At 56.6% G+C, this 17532-nt stretch carries 16 protein-coding genes; 5 read left to right on the plus strand and 11 right to left on the minus strand.

The window, feature by feature from the left end:
• Positions 1-21: 21 nt before the first annotated feature.
• Positions 22-2775, minus strand: a complete 2754-nt coding sequence (gene secA / locus ACRBB0_RS00775) for a preprotein translocase subunit SecA (protein WP_431372476.1) — start codon at positions 2773-2775, stop codon at positions 22-24.
• Between the two features lie 144 nt (positions 2776-2919).
• On the opposite strand from secA, the gene ACRBB0_RS00780 reads away from it, so the two are divergent.
• The 4 genes from ACRBB0_RS00780 to ACRBB0_RS00795 all read left to right on the plus strand — a co-directional run bounded on the left by ACRBB0_RS00780 (position 2920) and on the right by ACRBB0_RS00795 (position 5705).
• On the plus strand, positions 2920-3768 hold the full coding sequence (locus ACRBB0_RS00780; protein ID WP_431372477.1) for a peptidylprolyl isomerase: 849 nt from the start codon (positions 2920-2922) through the stop codon (positions 3766-3768).
• Entirely contained in the window at positions 3769-4989 is a 1221-nt protein-coding gene (gene argJ / locus ACRBB0_RS00785; RefSeq protein ID WP_431372478.1) for a bifunctional glutamate N-acetyltransferase/amino-acid acetyltransferase ArgJ, read from the plus strand.
• Positions 4990-5002: 13 nt separating this feature from the next.
• A complete protein-coding gene (mutT, locus tag ACRBB0_RS00790; RefSeq protein ID WP_431372479.1) occupies positions 5003-5401 on the plus strand; it encodes an 8-oxo-dGTP diphosphatase MutT in 399 nt (132 codons plus the stop codon).
• A 160-nt stretch (positions 5402-5561) separates the two neighbouring features.
• Positions 5562-5705, plus strand: coding sequence for a hypothetical protein (locus tag ACRBB0_RS00795; RefSeq protein WP_431372480.1), 144 nt, complete (start codon positions 5562-5564; stop codon positions 5703-5705).
• A gap of 72 nt (positions 5706-5777) precedes the next feature.
• Here ACRBB0_RS00795 and infB read toward each other — a convergent pair whose 3' ends face one another.
• From infB to ACRBB0_RS00825, 6 genes are all read right to left on the minus strand, one after another.
• Complete coding sequence (infB, locus tag ACRBB0_RS00800) at positions 5778-8270, minus strand: translation initiation factor IF-2 (RefSeq protein ID WP_431372481.1); 2493 nt, start codon at positions 8268-8270, stop codon at positions 5778-5780.
• 8 nt (positions 8271-8278) lie between these two features.
• Entirely contained in the window at positions 8279-8929 is a 651-nt protein-coding gene (locus ACRBB0_RS00805) for an RNA-binding protein (RefSeq protein ID WP_431372482.1), read from the minus strand.
• Between the two features lie 5 nt (positions 8930-8934).
• Positions 8935-10551 carry a transcription termination factor NusA gene (gene nusA, locus ACRBB0_RS00810; RefSeq protein WP_431372483.1) on the minus strand — a complete coding sequence of 539 codons (1617 nt, stop codon included), beginning with the start codon at positions 10549-10551 and terminating at the stop codon, positions 8935-8937.
• A 5-nt stretch (positions 10552-10556) separates the two neighbouring features.
• Positions 10557-11138 (minus strand): ribosome maturation factor RimP, encoded by a 582-nt coding sequence (gene rimP, locus ACRBB0_RS00815; protein ID WP_431372484.1) that lies wholly within the window; start codon positions 11136-11138, stop codon positions 10557-10559.
• 355 nt (positions 11139-11493) lie between these two features.
• Positions 11494-12198, minus strand: coding sequence for a hypothetical protein (locus ACRBB0_RS00820; RefSeq protein WP_431372485.1), 705 nt, complete (start codon positions 12196-12198; stop codon positions 11494-11496).
• A complete protein-coding gene (locus ACRBB0_RS00825; protein ID WP_431372486.1) occupies positions 12170-12454 on the minus strand; it encodes a hypothetical protein in 285 nt (94 codons plus the stop codon). Before ACRBB0_RS00825 ends, ACRBB0_RS00820 begins: the two co-directional genes overlap by 29 nt.
• A gap of 179 nt (positions 12455-12633) precedes the next feature.
• Between ACRBB0_RS00825 and ACRBB0_RS00830 the strand changes: the two genes are divergently transcribed.
• Complete coding sequence (locus ACRBB0_RS00830; protein ID WP_431372487.1) at positions 12634-13128, plus strand: hypothetical protein; 495 nt, start codon at positions 12634-12636, stop codon at positions 13126-13128.
• A 103-nt stretch (positions 13129-13231) separates the two neighbouring features.
• On the opposite strand, the gene ACRBB0_RS00835 is transcribed toward ACRBB0_RS00830, so the two are convergent.
• From ACRBB0_RS00835 to puuE, 4 genes are read right to left on the minus strand one after another with little or no spacing between them, the layout of a single operon-like run.
• Positions 13232-14590 (minus strand): uracil-xanthine permease family protein, encoded by a 1359-nt coding sequence (locus ACRBB0_RS00835; RefSeq protein WP_431372488.1) that lies wholly within the window; start codon positions 14588-14590, stop codon positions 13232-13234.
• Between the two features lie 60 nt (positions 14591-14650).
• A complete protein-coding gene (locus ACRBB0_RS00840) occupies positions 14651-15145 on the minus strand; it encodes an ureidoglycolate lyase (RefSeq protein WP_431372489.1) in 495 nt (164 codons plus the stop codon).
• Positions 15146-15195: 50 nt separating this feature from the next.
• Positions 15196-16014, minus strand: coding sequence for a bifunctional allantoicase/(S)-ureidoglycine aminohydrolase (locus ACRBB0_RS00845; RefSeq protein ID WP_431372490.1), 819 nt, complete (start codon positions 16012-16014; stop codon positions 15196-15198).
• Positions 16011-17423 carry an allantoinase PuuE gene (puuE, locus tag ACRBB0_RS00850; protein ID WP_431372491.1) on the minus strand — a complete coding sequence of 471 codons (1413 nt, stop codon included), beginning with the start codon at positions 17421-17423 and terminating at the stop codon, positions 16011-16013. Before puuE ends, ACRBB0_RS00845 begins: the two co-directional genes overlap by 4 nt.
• Between the last annotated feature and the right edge of the window lie 109 nt (positions 17424-17532).

Below are 17532 nucleotides of genomic sequence, written 5' to 3' on the forward strand. Positions count from 1 at the left end.
CTGACCCCGCCATATTCCTGTTTACGCCAGACGTCCGTGGCAATGTTTGAACTTGTTGCCAGAGCCGCATGGGCATGGATCGTTACGGCCGGGATTGCCCCAAGTCGACGGATCGTTTTCGTCAAAGCCTGCGATCAGAGGAGTGTGATCACCCGAGGATGGCGCAGCCGCCTCGCCGCCAGATGCCTTGTCGGCAGCTTGCATCATTTCGGCTTGTTGAGCCTGCTGCTTTTGCATCATTTCCGCCATCATCGCCTTTTGCTCATCCTCGGTCATCGGACGGACCTGAGACAATTGCGTGGTGACGGTTTCGCGCAAGGATTCGAGCAGGTTTTCAAACAGCTGGAAGGCCTCGGTTTTGTATTCGTTGAGCGGATCACGCTGGGCATACCCACGGAAGCCCACGACCGAACGCAGGTGTTCAAGCGTCAACAGGTGCTCACGCCATTTGCCATCAATGGTCTGCAACAGGAACTGCTTTTCGATCTGGCGCATCGTGTCAGCCCCAAAGGCCTCGGCCTTTTCTGCCATCAACGCGTCGCTGGCCTCTTCGAGGCGCTCGCGGATCACATCCTGATCAACGCCGTCTTCATCGGCCCAGCCAATAAGCGGAAGATCAAGCCCAAGCTTTTCGATCGAGGCAGCATAAAGCCCCTGCATGTCCCACTGCTCGGCATAGGTCTTGTCAGGCGCAAAGATGTCGACCAGCTCGTCGATTACCTCGTGACGCATGTCTTGTACGATTTCCGACAGATCCTCGGTTTCCATGATCTCGCGGCGCTGGGAGAAGATCACCTTACGTTGATCGTTCATCACATCGTCAAACTTGAGCAACTGCTTACGGATGTCAAAGTTGCGACCTTCGACCTTGGCCTGTGCGCGTTCTAGTGACTTGTTCACCCATGGGTGAATGATCGCTTCGCCCTCTTTCATCCCAAGGCTCGACAGCACTTTGTCGAGGCGCTCAGAGCCAAAGATGCGCATCAGGTCATCTTCTAGGCTGAGGAAGAAGGAGGACCGGCCTGGGTCACCCTGACGGCCCGAACGACCGCGCAGCTGGTTGTCGATCCGACGGCTTTCGTGGCGTTCAGTCGCCAGCACGTAAAGGCCACCGGCCTCTTTGACCGACGCTTCGTCAGCGGTGTGCTCTTCTTCGATCCGAAGTCGGATCGCCTCTGGATCACCTTCGGGATCTGCGGCAATGGCTTCCATAATCTTGAACTCGACGTTGCCGCCAAGTTTGATGTCGGTTCCCCGACCAGCCATGTTTGTCGCGATGGTGACGGCACCATATTTGCCGGCATCGGCAACGATCTGGGCTTCTTGCTCGTGCTGACGGGCGTTCAGAACGTTGTGAGGCAGCTCGGCAGCTGTCAACATTTGGCTGAGCATCTCGGACTTTTCAATCGAGGTCGTGCCAACCAGAACCGGCTGACCCTTCTCGTGTGAAAGCTTGACCTCTTCGACAATCGCCTCAAATTTTTCGCGTGCGGTGCGATAGACTTTGTCGTCTTCGTCAATCCGGGCGATGGGGCGGTTTGTCGGGACTTCGATGACGCCAAGGCCATAGATTTCGGCAAATTCTTCGGCTTCGGTCGCCGCAGTCCCGGTCATGCCGCCCAATTTGTCGTAGAGGCGGAAATAGTTCTGGAAGGTCACCGAGGCGAGGGTGACGTTTTCAGGCTGAATATTGCAGTTTTCTTTGGCTTCGATCGCTTGATGAAGACCTTCGGACAAACGCCGACCCGCCATCATCCGGCCGGTGAATTCGTCAATCAGCACAACTTCGCCGTCGCGAACGATATAGTCTTTGTCCTTGGTGAACAGAACATGTGCCCGCAAACCTTGGTTGACGTGGTGCACGATTGTGGTCGATTCAGGATCGTAAAGCGATTGATCTTCAGGCAACAGGCCGCGCGCTTGCAGGTGCTGTTCGAGGAAATCATTGCCTTCATCGGTGAAGGTAACGTTTTTGGTTTTCTCGTCGACGGCATAGTGATCAGGGGTCAGATCCGGGATCAGCTTGTCGATTTGAACATAAAGCTCGGAGCGATCTTCGGCCGGGCCGGAAATGATCAACGGTGTTCGGGCTTCATCAACAAGGATCGAATCGACCTCATCGACGATGGCGAAATAATGGTCACGCTGGCTCATTTGAGTGAGTTCGGACTTCATATTGTCGCGTAGATAGTCAAAACCCAGCTCGTTGTTGGTGGCATAGGTGATGTCTGACTCGTAGGCGGCTTTCTTTTCCTCGTCGGGCTGACGGGGGTATACAACGCCGGTGGTCATGCCAAGCGCGCCGTAAACCTTGCTCATCCACTCCGCATCGCGGCGGGCCAGATAATCGTTCACGGTCACAACATGCACGCCGCGCCCGGTCAGGGCGTTCAGATAGGCGGCAAAGGTTGCCATGAGGGTTTTACCCTCACCCGTTTTCATTTCCGAAATATTGCCTTGATGCAGGAACATCCCGCCCATCAGCTGCACATCAAAGGCGCGCAATCCCAAAGCGCGCTTGGCGGCTTCGCGACAGTTGGCAAAGGCTTCGGGCAGCAACGCATCAAGCGACTCGCCATCCGCGATTCGCTTTTTGAATTCTTCGGTCTTTGTGATCAGGCCGGCATCGTCGAGCTTTTCAAACTCGGCCTCCAGCGCGTTGATCTTTTCCACCAGCGGGCGGGTGGCCTTGATCTTGCGGTCATTCGGGGTGCCGAACACCTTCCGCGCGAGTTTTCCAAACATGCCTGATCTACCTGTTTCATCTATCGTCATGAGGCATCTGCTTGCCCGGCGCGCACACAGCCAATATGACGGAAGGAAACGACCGGCCCAAACAAAGCCCTTTCGGCATGTAAGGGCCGTGCTATGCAGTGTCAACGCCGCGCAGCCCGCGGCCCGTCTTGAAGGACCAAAACGATGTTAAAATCCCGCAATTTTCTGGGTGCAGCGGCTCTTGCGGTCAGCTTTGCCGTTCCGGCGCAGGCCGAAGAGCTCACAGTCGACAGCGTGATGGCTTCGGTGGACGGCGTTGAAATCACGCTGGGCCATATGCTGATGGTGCGCGCTTTGTTGCCAGACCAGTACCAGCAGCTTGGCGATGATGTGTTGTGGGACGGTATTTTGGATCAGTTGATTCAACAACAAGTGTTGTCTGCAGATCCGCTGGCCAAAGAAACCGCGCGGGTTCGGATTGCATTGGACAATGAGCGCCGCACGCAACTGGCGTCGGTTGTGATTGCCGCTTTGGCGGACCAAGCCGTAACCGAAGAGGCGGTCAAGGCTGCCTATGAAGCGGAATACATGACGTCTGAACAAGGGATGGAGTTCAACGCGTCGCATATTCTGGTGGAAACCGAAGAAGCCGCGCAGGCGTTGGTTGCTGAGCTGGCGAGCGGTGCAGATTTCGCCTCGTTGGCCCAAGAGAAATCCACTGGCCCGTCCGGTCCCAATGGCGGGTCGCTTGGTTGGTTCAGCAAGGGCATGATGGTCGCCCCGTTCCAAGACGCGGTTGACAACATGGAGCCCGGCGGCATCGCAGGCCCGGTCAAAACGCAATTTGGCTGGCATGTGATCAAGCTGAACGAAACCCGCATCAAAGAAGCCCCGACGCTTGAAATGGTGCGTGCGGGTCTCGAATCGCAAATCCGCCAGAAAGAAGTGTCCAAAAAGATTGATGATCTGGTTGGCCTGGCTGACGTCAGCCGGACCAAAAAGGAAGACGTTGATACGTCGATCCTGTCCAAAGTCGATATGTTGGAGGACTAAATGACATTGCCCCGGTCGCCATTGGCCCCCCCAAGCTTCCCTGATTTGCCCGTCATCAAAGGCGCGCGGTTTGCCGCCATTGCCGCTGGTATCAAATACCAGGGTCGAACCGATGTGATGTTGGCGCAGCTTGATCCTGGGTCGGTGGTGGCCGGGGTGTTTACCCGTTCTGCCACTCGGTCGTCTAATGTGTTGGATTGTCAGACGAAAATTGGTCTTGAGAGCGACGCTGGCGCGGCGATTATTGTCAATTCGGGCAACTCAAACGCCTTCACCGGCAAGGCCGGGGATGGCTCGGTCGCGGCGATTTGTGCTGCTGTTTCTGATGCAACAGGCCTCCCCGAAACGCGGGTGTTTACCTCGTCGACCGGCGTGATTGGAGAGCGTTTGCCCCATGACCGGATCACTGCCAAACTGGGCGCGCTCAGCGACACGCTGAGCAGCACAGGCATGAAGGGTGCCGCCGAAGCGATCATGACCACAGACACCTTTGCCAAAGGCGCGTCAGCGTCGGTTGAGATCAATGGTGACACGGTCCAAATCGCCGGGTTCGCCAAAGGGTCTGGCATGATCGCACCCGATATGGCGACGATGTTGGTCTATATCTTCACCGACGCCAAAATCGCCCGTGATGATCTGCAAAAACTGGTCAGTGGGTTAAATGAGCGCACTTTTAACTGCATCACCGTCGACAGCGATACATCAACGTCTGACACCTTGCTGGCCGCCGCAACCGGTGCGTCGGGTGTCGATGTGACGGACAATGCAGATTTTGCCGATGCGCTTCACGACGTGTTCTTGAATCTGGCGCATCAGGTCGTCCGCGACGGCGAAGGCGCCACCAAATTTGTGACCGTCAAGGTCACTGGTGCGAATTCGGATGCGGATGCCCGCACGCACGCTTTGGCGATTGCCAACTCTCCTTTGGTGAAAACGGCCGTGGCCGGCGAAGACCCCAATTGGGGCCGCATCGTTATGGCGATTGGGAAATCGGGCGCGGCGGCTGATCGTGATCTTTTGTCGATCAAATTCGGCGATGTTTTGGTCGCTGAAAACGGTTGGGTCGCAGACACATACCGCGAAGAAGACGGTGCAGCCTTGATGAAAGAGCAAGAGATCGACATCACCGTTGATATTGGTCTCGGCCAAGGGCAATCAACGGTTTGGACCTGTGATTTGACCCATCAATACATCACGATCAACGCTGATTACCGATCTTAACGGACCCTACAAAATGAAAACGATCCTTGTTTCCGCGGTCGCTCTGATCGACCCTGATGGCCGTGTTTTGTTGGCGCAACGCCCAGAGGGAAAATCTATGGCCGGTCTGTGGGAATTCCCAGGCGGTAAAGTCGAAGCGGGCGAAACTCCCGAAGTCGCGTTGATTCGTGAATTGCAGGAAGAGTTGGGCATTGATACATGGGCGAGCTGCCTCGCGCCTTTGACCTTTGCGTCGCACAGTTACGATGACTTTCATTTGCTCATGCCGCTTTTTGCCTGTCGCAAATGGGAGGGAATCCCGCAGGCGCGTGAAGGCCAGACGCTTAAATGGGTGCGCGCCAATGAGCTGCGCGACTACCCGATGCCACCTGCGGATGTCCCGCTGATACCGATTCTGCGGGATTGGCTCTGATTTTTGTTGCCCGGTCGGTGCCGTTCAAAAAAAGTTGCAGCATTTTTGTATGTTTTTACGTGAGTTAACGTTTCCGCGACCGGGAGCGTGCGTTGGTTGAACAAAGTTTTAAGCATTCTTACTTAATTTTTGTAATCACAGAACTTTGGGGAGAACTGCTATGCTTAGAACGATCATCCTTGGAAGTTGCGTTTCGGTCCAAGGCCAATTCGAAAAATCACTGCCAGACGGGCGTATTTGTGTCCGGGTTGGCGATCGCATTTATTCCGGTCACCCGGTTAAATCGATCAAAATCGCAGCGTGAATTTATAAGCTCAAAATACAAAAAGCCCCCCGATCATCTCGGGGGGCTCTTTGCTTTCGACCGGACGAGTAATTAGTCGAGCGTCCGGGTGATTTCTTCGCGCTCAAAGATCTCGATCACGTCATCAGCGCGGATATCATCGTAGTTCTCAAAGGCCATACCGCATTCCTGACCCGACTGAACTTCGGCAACTTCGTCTTTGAAGCGCTTCAGTGTTTTCAGCGTGCCTTCGTGGATAACGACGTTGTCGCGCAGTAGGCGTACACCAGCCGAACGGCGGGCAACGCCTTCGGTGACGATACAACCCGCAACTTTGCCAACGCCGGTAACCTTGAACACGTCCTTGATGGTCGCGTAGCCGATGAAGTTTTCGCGGATCTCTTTGGAGAGCAGGCCAGAGGCCGCCGCTTTGACATCATCCACAAGGTCGTAAATCACGCTATAGTAACGGATTTCCACGCCTTTTTGGTTCGCTGAGTTCCGCGCCGAGGCGTTTGCACGTACGTTGAAGCCGATAACCGGGCAACCCGATGCTTCGGCCAAGCCGACATCGGATTCGGTGATCGCACCAACGCCGGAATGCAAGACGCGGACACGGACTTCGCCGTTGCCGACTTTTTCCAGAGCCTGAACGATGGCTTCCGAAGACCCTTGAACGTCTGCTTTGACCAAAACGGGAAGTTCGGAAACATCCTCGTCTTCTTTGGCTTTCTGCATCAGCTGTTCCAAGGTCGTCGCGGCACCGGCGGCAGCGCGTTTTTCCTTGGCAAGGTTTGCACGGTATTCCGCGATTTCACGGGCCTGCGCATCGGTTTCAACAACGTTCAATACATCGCCTGCTTCCGGTGTCCCGTTGAGGCCAAGAACCTCACAGGGAACCGAAGGACCGGCTTCCTTGATCCGCTCACCTTTGTCGTTGATCAGGGCGCGGACCTTACCGTGCTGCTCACCCACAACAAAGATATCGCCCAATTTCAGCGTCCCGTTCTGAACCAGTACCGTGGCAACAGGGCCGCGGCCAACGTCAAGCTGTGCTTCAATCACCGCGCCTTCGGCGTTGCGATCTGGGTTGGCTTTGAGTTCCAGGATTTCGGACTGTAGCGCGATGGCTTCGAGCAGTTCATCAAGGCCTTGACCCGTGATGGCCGAAACTTCGACGTCCTGAACTTCACCAGACATTTGCTCAACCACAACTTCGTGCTGCAACAGATCGGTGCGCACTTTGGTTGGGTTGGCTGCTGGGCGGTCAATTTTGTTGATCGCCACGATCATTGGAACGCCAGCCGCCTTAGCGTGGTTAATCGCCTCAACGGTTTGTGGCATCACAGCATCGTCAGCCGCAACAACCAGAACCACGATATCCGTCACCTGAGCACCGCGTGAGCGCATCGAGGTAAAGGCCGCGTGGCCCGGTGTGTCCAAGAAACTCAGCGTGGCACCACTGTCGGTTTTGACCTGGTAGGCACCGATGTGCTGAGTGATCCCGCCGGCTTCGCCAGCCGTGACTTTCGCGTCACGAATCGCGTCGAGCAGCGAGGTTTTACCGTGGTCAACATGGCCCATGATCGTGATGACAGGGGGACGCCCCTGCAGATCTTCGGGCTTGTCTTCGACTTGCTGGATCACGTCTTCCACGTCCGCGTCGGAAACGCGGGTGATTTTGTGACCAAACTCTTCGATGATCAATTCCGCTGTATCCGCGTCGATCGTTTGGTTTTGCGTCGCCATGATGCCGTTATTCATCAGCGCCTTAACAACGTCACCAACCTTTTCGGTCATCCGGTTGGCAAGTTCCGCCACGGTGATCGCCTCAGGCAGTTGAACGTCACGAACAACCTTTTCACGCTGCTGCGTGCCGCCCATGGCTTTTTGACGGGCGCGCTCTTGCTTACGCTTCATCGCGGCCATGGATTTGGTGCGGTTGCCACCGCCACCCAGGGCTTGGTTCAGTGTCAGCTTGCCGGACCGGCGGTTATCGTCGCGGCCACGTGTATTACGTGCGTTACGATCATTGCGGTCATTGCCACGGTCGTCGCGACGCGGTGTCGCTTCTTTGGGCTTGTTGCGATTCGGAGCGTCATCAGCACCACGGGCCGGCGTTGGCGCAGGGGCTGCAGCGGCGCGTTTCGCGGCCTCCGCAGCTTCCTCAGCTTTCCGCTTTTCGTCTTCGGCTTTTTGGCGCGCACGTTCTTCGGCTATGGCAGCTTCTTTTGCCTTAGCTTCGTTCTCAGCGCGCTTACGATTCCGCTCTTCTTCGCGGGCCTTTTCTTCGGCCGCGCGCTTGGCTGTCTCTTCGGCTTCGCGGGCTTTCGCAGCCTGCAACGCCTTGAGACGACGATCCATTTCCGCATCTGTGATGCCTGCGGGGCGCTTACCGCCACCGCCGGATGGGCCTACGCCCGGACCTCTTCCGCCGCCGGCACCCGGCTTGGGCACCACAACGCGTTTGCGCTTGGTTTCCACCACGACGTTCTTGGTGCGCCCATGGCTGAAGCTCTGCTTCACGTTGCCCGCACGGGCCCCACCACGCAAACCCAATGTCTTTTTGCCGTCGTTATCGCTCATGAAGCTTCTTATCCTTTCCGGCGGCCGCTGCCGCCGCGATCCGTGCTTTTCGTCCCAGATTTGGACGCCTCAACACGCATACCCTTCAATCTTTGGGCTTCCTCTACAACACGTGAGGCCAGACCGCCAGTGCCAAGCGCCGCATGTATCACAGATTGACGTCCAAACGCCATTCCCAACTCATCTGCCGTCAGCCACCCAATATAGGTGCCACCATAAGGTGTGCTGAGCTTGGACTTGCCACGCTCAGAGCCGTCATTGGCTTGGATCAGCACGCTGGCTTCTTCTTTACCCAGCCAATCCTTAACCTTTTCATAGCCTGCGACCGCGTCACCAGATTTCCGAGCGAGGCTGATCATATCGATCACCCGCCGCGTCAACATCTGTTCAAGCAAATCCATCATGCCATCGGGCACTTGGACCGGCTGTTTTAGTGACCGCTGGAACAAACCCTTGGTCAGGGCCATATCCAGCGATTTGCGGTCAGAACTTACATATACGCCCCGACCGGGCAATTTTCCAGCAAGATCGGGAACGATTCGCCCATCGGGACCCAAAACAAAGCGAATGAGGCCACATTTTGGCTGTGTCTCGCCTGTGGCGATACATTTGCGCTCTGGCCCGTCTTCACGGAGTTTCTTGTGGCCGCCTCTGGACATCCGGTTCAGACCTCTTCGCCTGCGGTGTCTTCACCTTCGGCCTCGTCTTCGTCGGCCTCCAGTTCAGCAGGATCAACCCAGCCCAGCAAAATACGCGCAGTCATAACCATGTTTTGCGCATCTTCGAGGCTCAGGTCGAATTTCTCAAGCAGACCGTCATCTTTGACCCGCTTGCCGTCTTCGGTTGTCCAGCCACCCGCCAGTTCCCAATCCGCACAGGTTGCGAAGTCTTCCAATGACAAAACGCCATCTTCGGCCAGAACTTCGATCATTTGCGGGGTCAGACCCTCAAAGCCAATCAAGTTGTCCTGCACACCCAATTCGTGGGCGCGTGCCAAGGCTTTCTTCGCTTGTTCTTCCAGGAACTCGCGGGCACGGGTCTGAAGCTCATTCGCGGTGTCTTCGTCAACACCATCAATGACCAACAGCTCGTCCTGCTCAACATAGGCGACCTCTTCGAGGTTGGTGAACCCTTCGGACACCAGCAGCTGAGCAAAGAATTCGTCGACGTCCAGCGTTTCGATGAACAGCTTGGTGCGTACTTCGAATTCGGCCTGACGACGTTTGGATTCTTCTTCCTCGGTCATGATGTCGATATCGAGCGCGGTCAGCTGTGAGGCCAAGCGCACGTTTTGACCACGACGGCCAATCGCCAAAGACAGCTGTTCATCAGGAACAACAACTTCGATACGCTCGGCTTCTTCGTCCAGAACAACCTTGGTGACTTCTGCAGGCTGCAGCGCGTTCACAAGGAAGGTCGGCGTGTCTTCATTCCACGGGATGATGTCGATCTTTTCGCCCTGAAGCTCATTCACAACGGCCTGAACACGGCTCCCGCGCATACCAACGCAGGCACCCACAGGGTCGATGCCGCCATCGTGTGAAATCACAGCGATTTTGGCGCGCGATCCAGGGTCACGGGCGACGGCTTTGATCTCAATGATGCCATCATAAATTTCAGGCACTTCCATTTTGAACAGCTCGGCCATGAACTCAGGTGCGGTCCGGCTCAGGAAGATCTGAGGGCCACGGGTTTCGCGGCGCACATCTTTGATAAAGCAGCGAATGCGGTCACCGGGGCGATAGCTCTCGCGGCCGATCTTTTCGTTGCGGCGCAGGATGGCTTCGCCACGACCCACGTCAACGATGACATTGCCGTATTCTTCGCGCTTGACCGACCCATTGATGATGGTGCCGTTGCGGTCTTGGAATTCTTCGAATTGACGATCACGCTCAGCTTCGCGAACCTTTTGCAGAATAACCTGCTTGGCAGATTGGGCCGCGATCCGACCCAACTCGACCGGAGGAACTTCTTCAACAAACGTATCGCCAACCGCTGGATCAGCCATATACTGTTTGGCGGACTCGACGGTCATTTCCGCCTGATAGTTCTCAAGCTCTTCTTCTTCGACCACGGTGCGGACACGGGTAAAGGTGGCCTTGCCGGTCTTACGGTCGATGCTGACGCGAATGTCCATTTCCGCGCCGTAGCGCGACTTGGCCGCCCGAGCGAGCGATTCTTCCATCGCTTCGACAACCAGACCGGGGTCGATCATCTTTTCGCGCGCAACCGCTTCGGCGGTCTGCAGCAGTTCCAGCTGGTTGGCAGATGTGATTGCCATCGCTCTTACTCCTCCTGCGGGCCGTCATCGGCCTCGATCTCGTCAAATTTGGTTTCGTCAACGGCCTGCGCCTTGCGCGCCCGCAACATTTCTGTGACCAGCTCATCTGTCATGATCAGCTTGGCTTCAACCAGCCAGTCGTAATCAAGACCAACTGTAATGGTTTCGCCGTCCTGTTCGAGGTTCACCAAAACATCCTGACCTTCGACCCCGGCAACAACGCCGCGAAAGCGTTTGCGCCCGTCGATAAGGTCGGCGGTTTCGAGTTTGGCTTCATAGCCTTCGTAATTGGCAAAGTCCTTGAGGCGGGTCAAAGGACGGTCGATACCGGGGCTGGAGACCTCAAGCGTGTAGGCCTCAACAACGGGGTCCTCAACATCCAAAACGGCGCTGACCGCAATCGAGATTTGCGCGCAATCGTCAACTTCGATACCGCCCTCAGGGCGCTCAGCCATGATTTGCAGTGTCTTTGTGTTGCCGCCCATCAGGCGAATGCGCACCAATTCAAACCCCATATCCTCGATCACGGGGGTGATGATGTCAGCCAGACGCCGGTCCATGGCGGATTTGGCGATTAGATCACTCATGTGTTCTGCCTTTCAGGCATTGATTGGATGCAGGACGATTGCCTGCAAACACAAAAAAACGGGCCAGCGGCCCGTGCGTATTGTCCGGTGGGTGATGGGTTTGGACCCCAGCGACCCGCTGTTGAGGGGGATATAGGGGAGCAAAGCGATTTAAGCAAGGGGATTCGCACATGGCGCGTGCATGGCGCGTGCATGGCCCTATTCCCAACACGCGGCCTTTTCTCTTTGGGAGGCGGTCGCAGGTCTTGCTTAGGCCTTCATTGTGGCAACTAAACTCTGGAAGTTTGGCGGTTTTTGGGACGGGGACTGGGGCTATGCCCCAGCCGGTCGCCGCGCCACAGCGCAGTGCGCGTCATCACGACACTTCAATCACGCTTTTGTCGATCGAAAGAACATAGCCGCGCCGTGCAATGTTTTTCACCAAGAGCTCAGACACCAATTGGTTGCCCAACCCATCGCGCAATCGTTTGATGCGGGTCGCCCCGGCGGCTTCTTCGCAATCCACCTCGCTGCGGCCCGAGATCACCGCCTCGATCTGGGCGCCAGTCATGATGTCGTCATCCATCCTAGCCTCGGCAAGGACCGCCATGGTTTCCATCATCGCATCGGTGAGTTTGAACCCCATCGTGTTGAGATACACTTTGTTCTCGGTGCGCGAAATCACCAGCGAACTGACCTCAATACCTGATCGTTCAATCGCGGCCATGCGCCGGTTCATCGACACCAGCATGACCAGGAAAACCATCGCCGCGATCAACATCGCCGCGGCAAAGATCAATAGGACAAAGATCACCATGCGGTAGCTGGTCAGAGTGTCGCCAAAAGCAGTGCCGCTTTGGGCCAAAATTTCAAGAAGTTTGACCACGGGTTGCGCGGTCAGGTTGTCGTTTTCGATAAAGATTTGCTCGACCCGCGCATTGAAGGCATTGGCGTCGGGCAAGGTCAGCAAAAGCATGATGCCCGCAAGACCAAGGATCGCCACGATCACGGCGATCCCAATTGTCACGATCCGGTTGCCAGCACGCAGGCTTTCAGTAGCGGAGGTAATACTCACCAGCATTCGCTTTCTTGGCACCAGAGGGTGCGGTTTCAGACAGGCCGACAACATTTAGCAACGTCCAGCCACCAGAGGCGATCCGGCCACTTGTGGATCGTGCCGCAGCACTGGCGCTTGGGCAAGATCCTGAAAGTGACAGGATACCGTAATGCAGGCGCAACGGGCTGTCCTTTTTGGCTTTGTATTCGACAAAGCAATCGGCCATCGCCCCAGAAGGCAGGGCAAGCGCGAAGAGAAGGGGGATAATGAAATGTCTCATGCGCTCAGACTGCGCCGAGGGGCGATGAAATTCAATAACAGCCTGCAACGGTGCGCTTTTTGGTGCGTGATATTCGATAACCAAGGGCTGTTATTGCCCGATTTGGCGGGGTCCGGGCAGTGTCGACTCATCGGCGCTGAAACGCAGCGCACAGAATTTAGACCCGAGAGGAGAACCCAATGTCTGCCAAGTTCATTACCGGTGTCATCACCGCCGCCGCCCTTATTACCGCGATCGCCGCTGCCCCTGTTCGTGCCGGAAACAACAACGATGCTTTTAAGAAGGTCGTGATTGGGGCCACAACAATTTACCTGCTGAATGAGATCATTAAAGAGGTGGAGCGCGGCGGTTCCGGTAACCTTCAGCTGAGCCATGGATGGAACGGTGGGCATGATCGTTATGGCCGTCACGGAAAAGGACGTGATCATGGTGGGTACGGTCGTCACAAGGCCAAGAAACCTCCGATCCCAAGCCACTGTATCCGCGTGGCGCATGGTAAGAAGAAAGGGTCGCGCTATGTCGCAAGCCGCCGGTGTTTGAAGCACAACTACCGTGCCTTTAACCGCCTGCCTCAGGCCTGCAAAACCAAGTTTCGGAGCCATGGGAAAAAACGATCTGCCTATAGCGTGCGCTGCCTTCGCAACCATGGCTTCCGCACTGCAGGCCGTCACTAAGGTGTGAAGCGTAACGAGCAGTCCCTCGAATGAGCGAGGGATTGGGGGCCTGTCCCGCCCCCTGCCTGAGAGGCCCCCAAGATCCGGGGGCCTCTCTTTTTGGTTAGTCCAACTCTTCTGGCAGAACCAGGTTGAGGATGATCGAGAGCGCCGCCGCGGGCAGCAGGCCGGATGTCAGCAGGATTTTTGCAGTAGATGGCAGGTGCTGAAGCGCATCTGGTTCAAGCTGCAGACCCAAGCCAACGGCCAAGGAAACCGCAAAGATCACCATGTTCCGGCGGTTCCATGTGACATCGGACAGCATGTTGACGCCTGCCGCTGCCACCATGCCAAACATGACGATGACACCGCCGCCGAGCACGTTGATCGGAACGGTGCGGATGATCGCGCCGATCATTGGCACGCAGCCCGCAAGAATCAGGAAGATTGCCCCGATGGTGACGACGTGACGGCTCATGATGCCGGTCATCGAAATTAGGCCGACGTTTTGGCTGAAGGATGTATTTGGCAGACCCCCGAATAGACCGGCGATCGCACTGCCCAAACCATCAGCATAGGTTGCGCCGGTGACTTCTGCATCGGTGGCTTCACGCCCTGCGCCGCCTTTGGTGATCCCAGATGTGTCACCCACGGTTTCAATGGCCGAGATAATCGCCATAAAGCACATGCCAATCACGATGGCCCAGTTGATCTCCCAACCCCATTTGAAGGGTTCAGGCAGGGCAAACAGCGCGGCTTTGCCAACATTGCCAAAGTTCACTTGGCCCATCGCCAGCGCAACAAAATAGCCGACGATGATGCCGACCAAAACAGCCGCAACCGAGAGCATGCCTTTGGTAAAGAACTTGAGGCCAAGGGTGACGACGATCACCACCAGAGCCGGGAACCACATCGCCAGCGTGCCATATTCCGGCTTGCCCTTGAGCGGGACGCCACCGGCTGAATATTGAATGCCGACTTTGACTAGGGCGAGACCGATCATCAAAACGATCAGACCGGTGACCAGTGGCGGCAGCGCAAACCGGATTTTGCCGATCACGGTGCCAAGGAGGAAGTGGAAGATGCCACCGATGACAATACCAGTCATCAACGCGCCCATTGCACCGGTGCCTTGGCCCGCAACCGCAGGGATCATCACGGGCAGAAAGGCAAAAGATGTGCCTTGAACAATGGGCAGACGCGCGCCGACAGGGCCCATTCCGATGGTTTGAAACAGTGTCGCAATGCCTGCAAACAGCATCGACATCTGGATCATGTAGGTCATGTCAGGGAAACCCTGTGCGCCTTGATCAGAACCAAAGCCAAAGCCTGCCGCCCCTGCGATAATGATGGCGGGTGTCACGTTTGACACAAACATCGCCAACACATGCTGGATGCCCAGTGGCACGGCTTGGGCCAAGGGCGGCGTGTAATTGGGATCGGCCAGTTGCTCTGGCGTTCCTAGTGCGTTTCCGGTTGTCATTTTATGTCCTCTCGGTTGGGTGCGGCGACCTTCTGATGAGCCGGTCCGCAGGTCAGAGCCCTATGGGGCGGTGATGAGCACGGGTTCCTCCAACACGTGTTCGACTAGATTTGCAGTGTCGCCGATGCGATCGACAACGGCGAAAAGGCCAGGGGCGTGCAGGGGTGTTAAAACGCCGTGCCATATGCCCCGGTGAAAGTTGATCGCTTGGCCAGGTGCGGCAAGAAACGCATGGATTTTCCCAGGCGCATCATCGGTGTCGCCGGCGTCGGCTGTGATCACGAGCCATGGGTTTTGATGCATCGGAATAAAGGCCTGCGATCCCTCTGGGTGGTGTTCCAGCAGGGTCAGCGTGTAGGGCAGGTTGCGGGGCTCGGCGTTGAAAATGTTGAGCCCGGCCCGGCCTTGGGGGCCGAAATCCAGCGTTGCGCGGTCGTGATAGCGGCCGCACAGACCGGCATTGATGAGCTTGTCAGGCGCGCCAGAGCAATCAAGCACATCGCCAAAAGGGGCAAAGGAAGACGCAATGAGAGGCTGCGCTGAAATTGTTTGCATCGTGTTTCCTTGTGAGGTGCGAGGGGCCACCCCCTCGCGCTCCCCGGAGTTTATTTGGCCAGATGAAGAGCAGGGTGGCGGTTGACGTCTTTGTAGAGAAGATAGCGGAAGGGTTCGTCGCCGGTGGCGATGCAGGCTTGGGGGCAAAAGGCGCGCAGCCACATGAAATCACCGGGTCCGACCTCGACCCAATCTTTGTTCAGCAGATAGCGGGCGGTGCCTTGGAGCACATAGAGACCATGTTCCATCACATGGGTTTCGGCAAAGGGGATCAGGCCGCCGGGCTGAAAGGTGACGATATTGACGTGGCAATCATGGCGCAGATCGTCTGGTTCGACAAAACGGGTGGTGCCCCATTTGTCGGTGTTTGCCATCAGATTGATGGCGGTTGTCTGATCTGATGTAACAAAGGCGGTTGGTTTGTCGATGCCGGGGGCCGGTTCCCATTGTTTGCGAACCCAGTGGAACTGTAGCGCAGTTGCACCGGGATTGGTGAGGCTCCAAGCGCTGCCCGCCGGGATATAGGCATAGCCGCCTTCCGTCAGAGTATGAGCGCGACCGTCAATGGTCAGCGACATCGTACCCTTGGCGACGAAAAGGATCGCTTGGGCAAGGGGATCGGGGTCGGGTGTTTCGGAGCCGCCGCCCGGAGCAACTTCGACCGCGTATTGCGCAAATGTTTCGGCAAACCCTGTCAGCGGGCGGGCGATGATCCAGACGCGTGTGTCCGTCCAGCCGGGCAAATATGACGTCACGATGTCGCGCATCGTGAGGGCTGGGATCACCGCATAGCTTTCGGTGAAAATGGCCGTGCCCTCGGGGCTTTGCGATTGGTCGGGCAGTCCGCCGGGGGGGAATGCGTAGCTCATAACATGTCCTCAAGGCGCAGGCGGGCGATACGCTCAACCTGTTTACAGGCCTCTTTGAATTCGGTGTCAGTTGGGTTGGCGATGCGGGTTTCAAAGGCGGCGAGAATGCCGGACTTGTCATAATCACGCACCGCAATGATGAGCGGGAAACCGTGCTTGTCGGTATAGGCGGTGTTCAGGTCTGTGAATTGACGGCGTTCGGCGTCGGTCAGCGCATCAAGGCCTGCGCCTGCCTGTTCCGATGTGCTTTCTGCGGTCAATCGCTGGGCTTGGGCCAGTTTGCCGGCAAGGTCAGGATGCGCGCGCAAGACCTCAAGGCGCTGGGCGTCGCTCGCCGATCTGAAAATTCGGGCCAGCGCGTTGTGAACGCCTGCAGGGCGATCATGGGCAGGACCAAGTTCAAGATCCCATGCGCCCTCGGCGATCCAGGGAGAATGCTCAAAGACACCGCCAAACCGGGCGACGAACTCTTGGCGTGACAATTGCGAGGGGCGATCAATCGGTTTGGGCGGATGTGTTTTGGCCCAATGCTTGGCAATATCTATGCGGCGTGGGGTCCAGACATCGTCATGTTTGGCGATGTGATCGAGGAACTTCTTGAGACCGGAGATTTTGCCGGGGCGTCCAATCAGGCGGCAATGCAAACCAACCGACATCATTGCGGTCTGACCTTCGGCACCTTCGGCATAGAGCGTGTCAAACGCGTCAATCAGGTAATCGCCGAAATCGCCCCCCGTCACCCAGCCCGGCGCGCCAGAAAACCGCATGTCATTGGTTTCGAGAGTATAGGGAATGATGAGCTGGTCGCGGCCGTCAGCGTGTGACCAATAGGGCAGATCGTCATCATAGGTGTCTGAAATATAGTCAATAACGCCGGTTTCAGCCACCAAGCTCACGGTGTTCATACTACAGCGTCCGGTGTACCAGCCGCGCGGTGGTTCGCCGACGACCTCGGTATGGAGACGGATCGCTTCGGCGATCTGCGCGCGCTCTTCGTCCATGGGCATATCGCGATGCTCGACCCATTTAAGCCCATGGCTTGCGATCTCCCAATCAGCGGCCTTCATGGCGTCAACCTGTTCGGGCGAGCGCGCCAAAGCCGTCGCAACTCCATAAATCGTGAGTGGAATATCGCGGCCCGTGAACAGGCGATGCAGCCGCCAGAATCCGGCCCGCGCGCCATATTCGTAGATCGATTCCATGTTCCAATGACGCTGACCTTCCCAAGGCTGAGATCCGGGAATATCAGATAAAAACCCTTCTGACCCGGCATCCCCATGCAGCAGGCAATTCTCTCCGCCTTCTTCGTAGTTTAGGACAAATTGCACAGCGATCTTTGCCCCGTCCGGCCATTGCGGATCAGGGCGATCAGGGCCGTAGCCGATCATATCGCGTGGATAGCGGTTCATTTTGACTCTCCCCAAGGGTATTGATCACATAGACTATCCGAATAATCCGATAGGATTTTCAAGATTTTCCGAAAAGACTTGTAGACGTATTTTGCGCAAGACTTGGACT

Origin of the sequence: Pelagimonas sp. (assembly GCF_050633425.1) — a bacterium.
Classification (GTDB): domain Bacteria; phylum Pseudomonadota; class Alphaproteobacteria; order Rhodobacterales; family Rhodobacteraceae; genus Pelagimonas.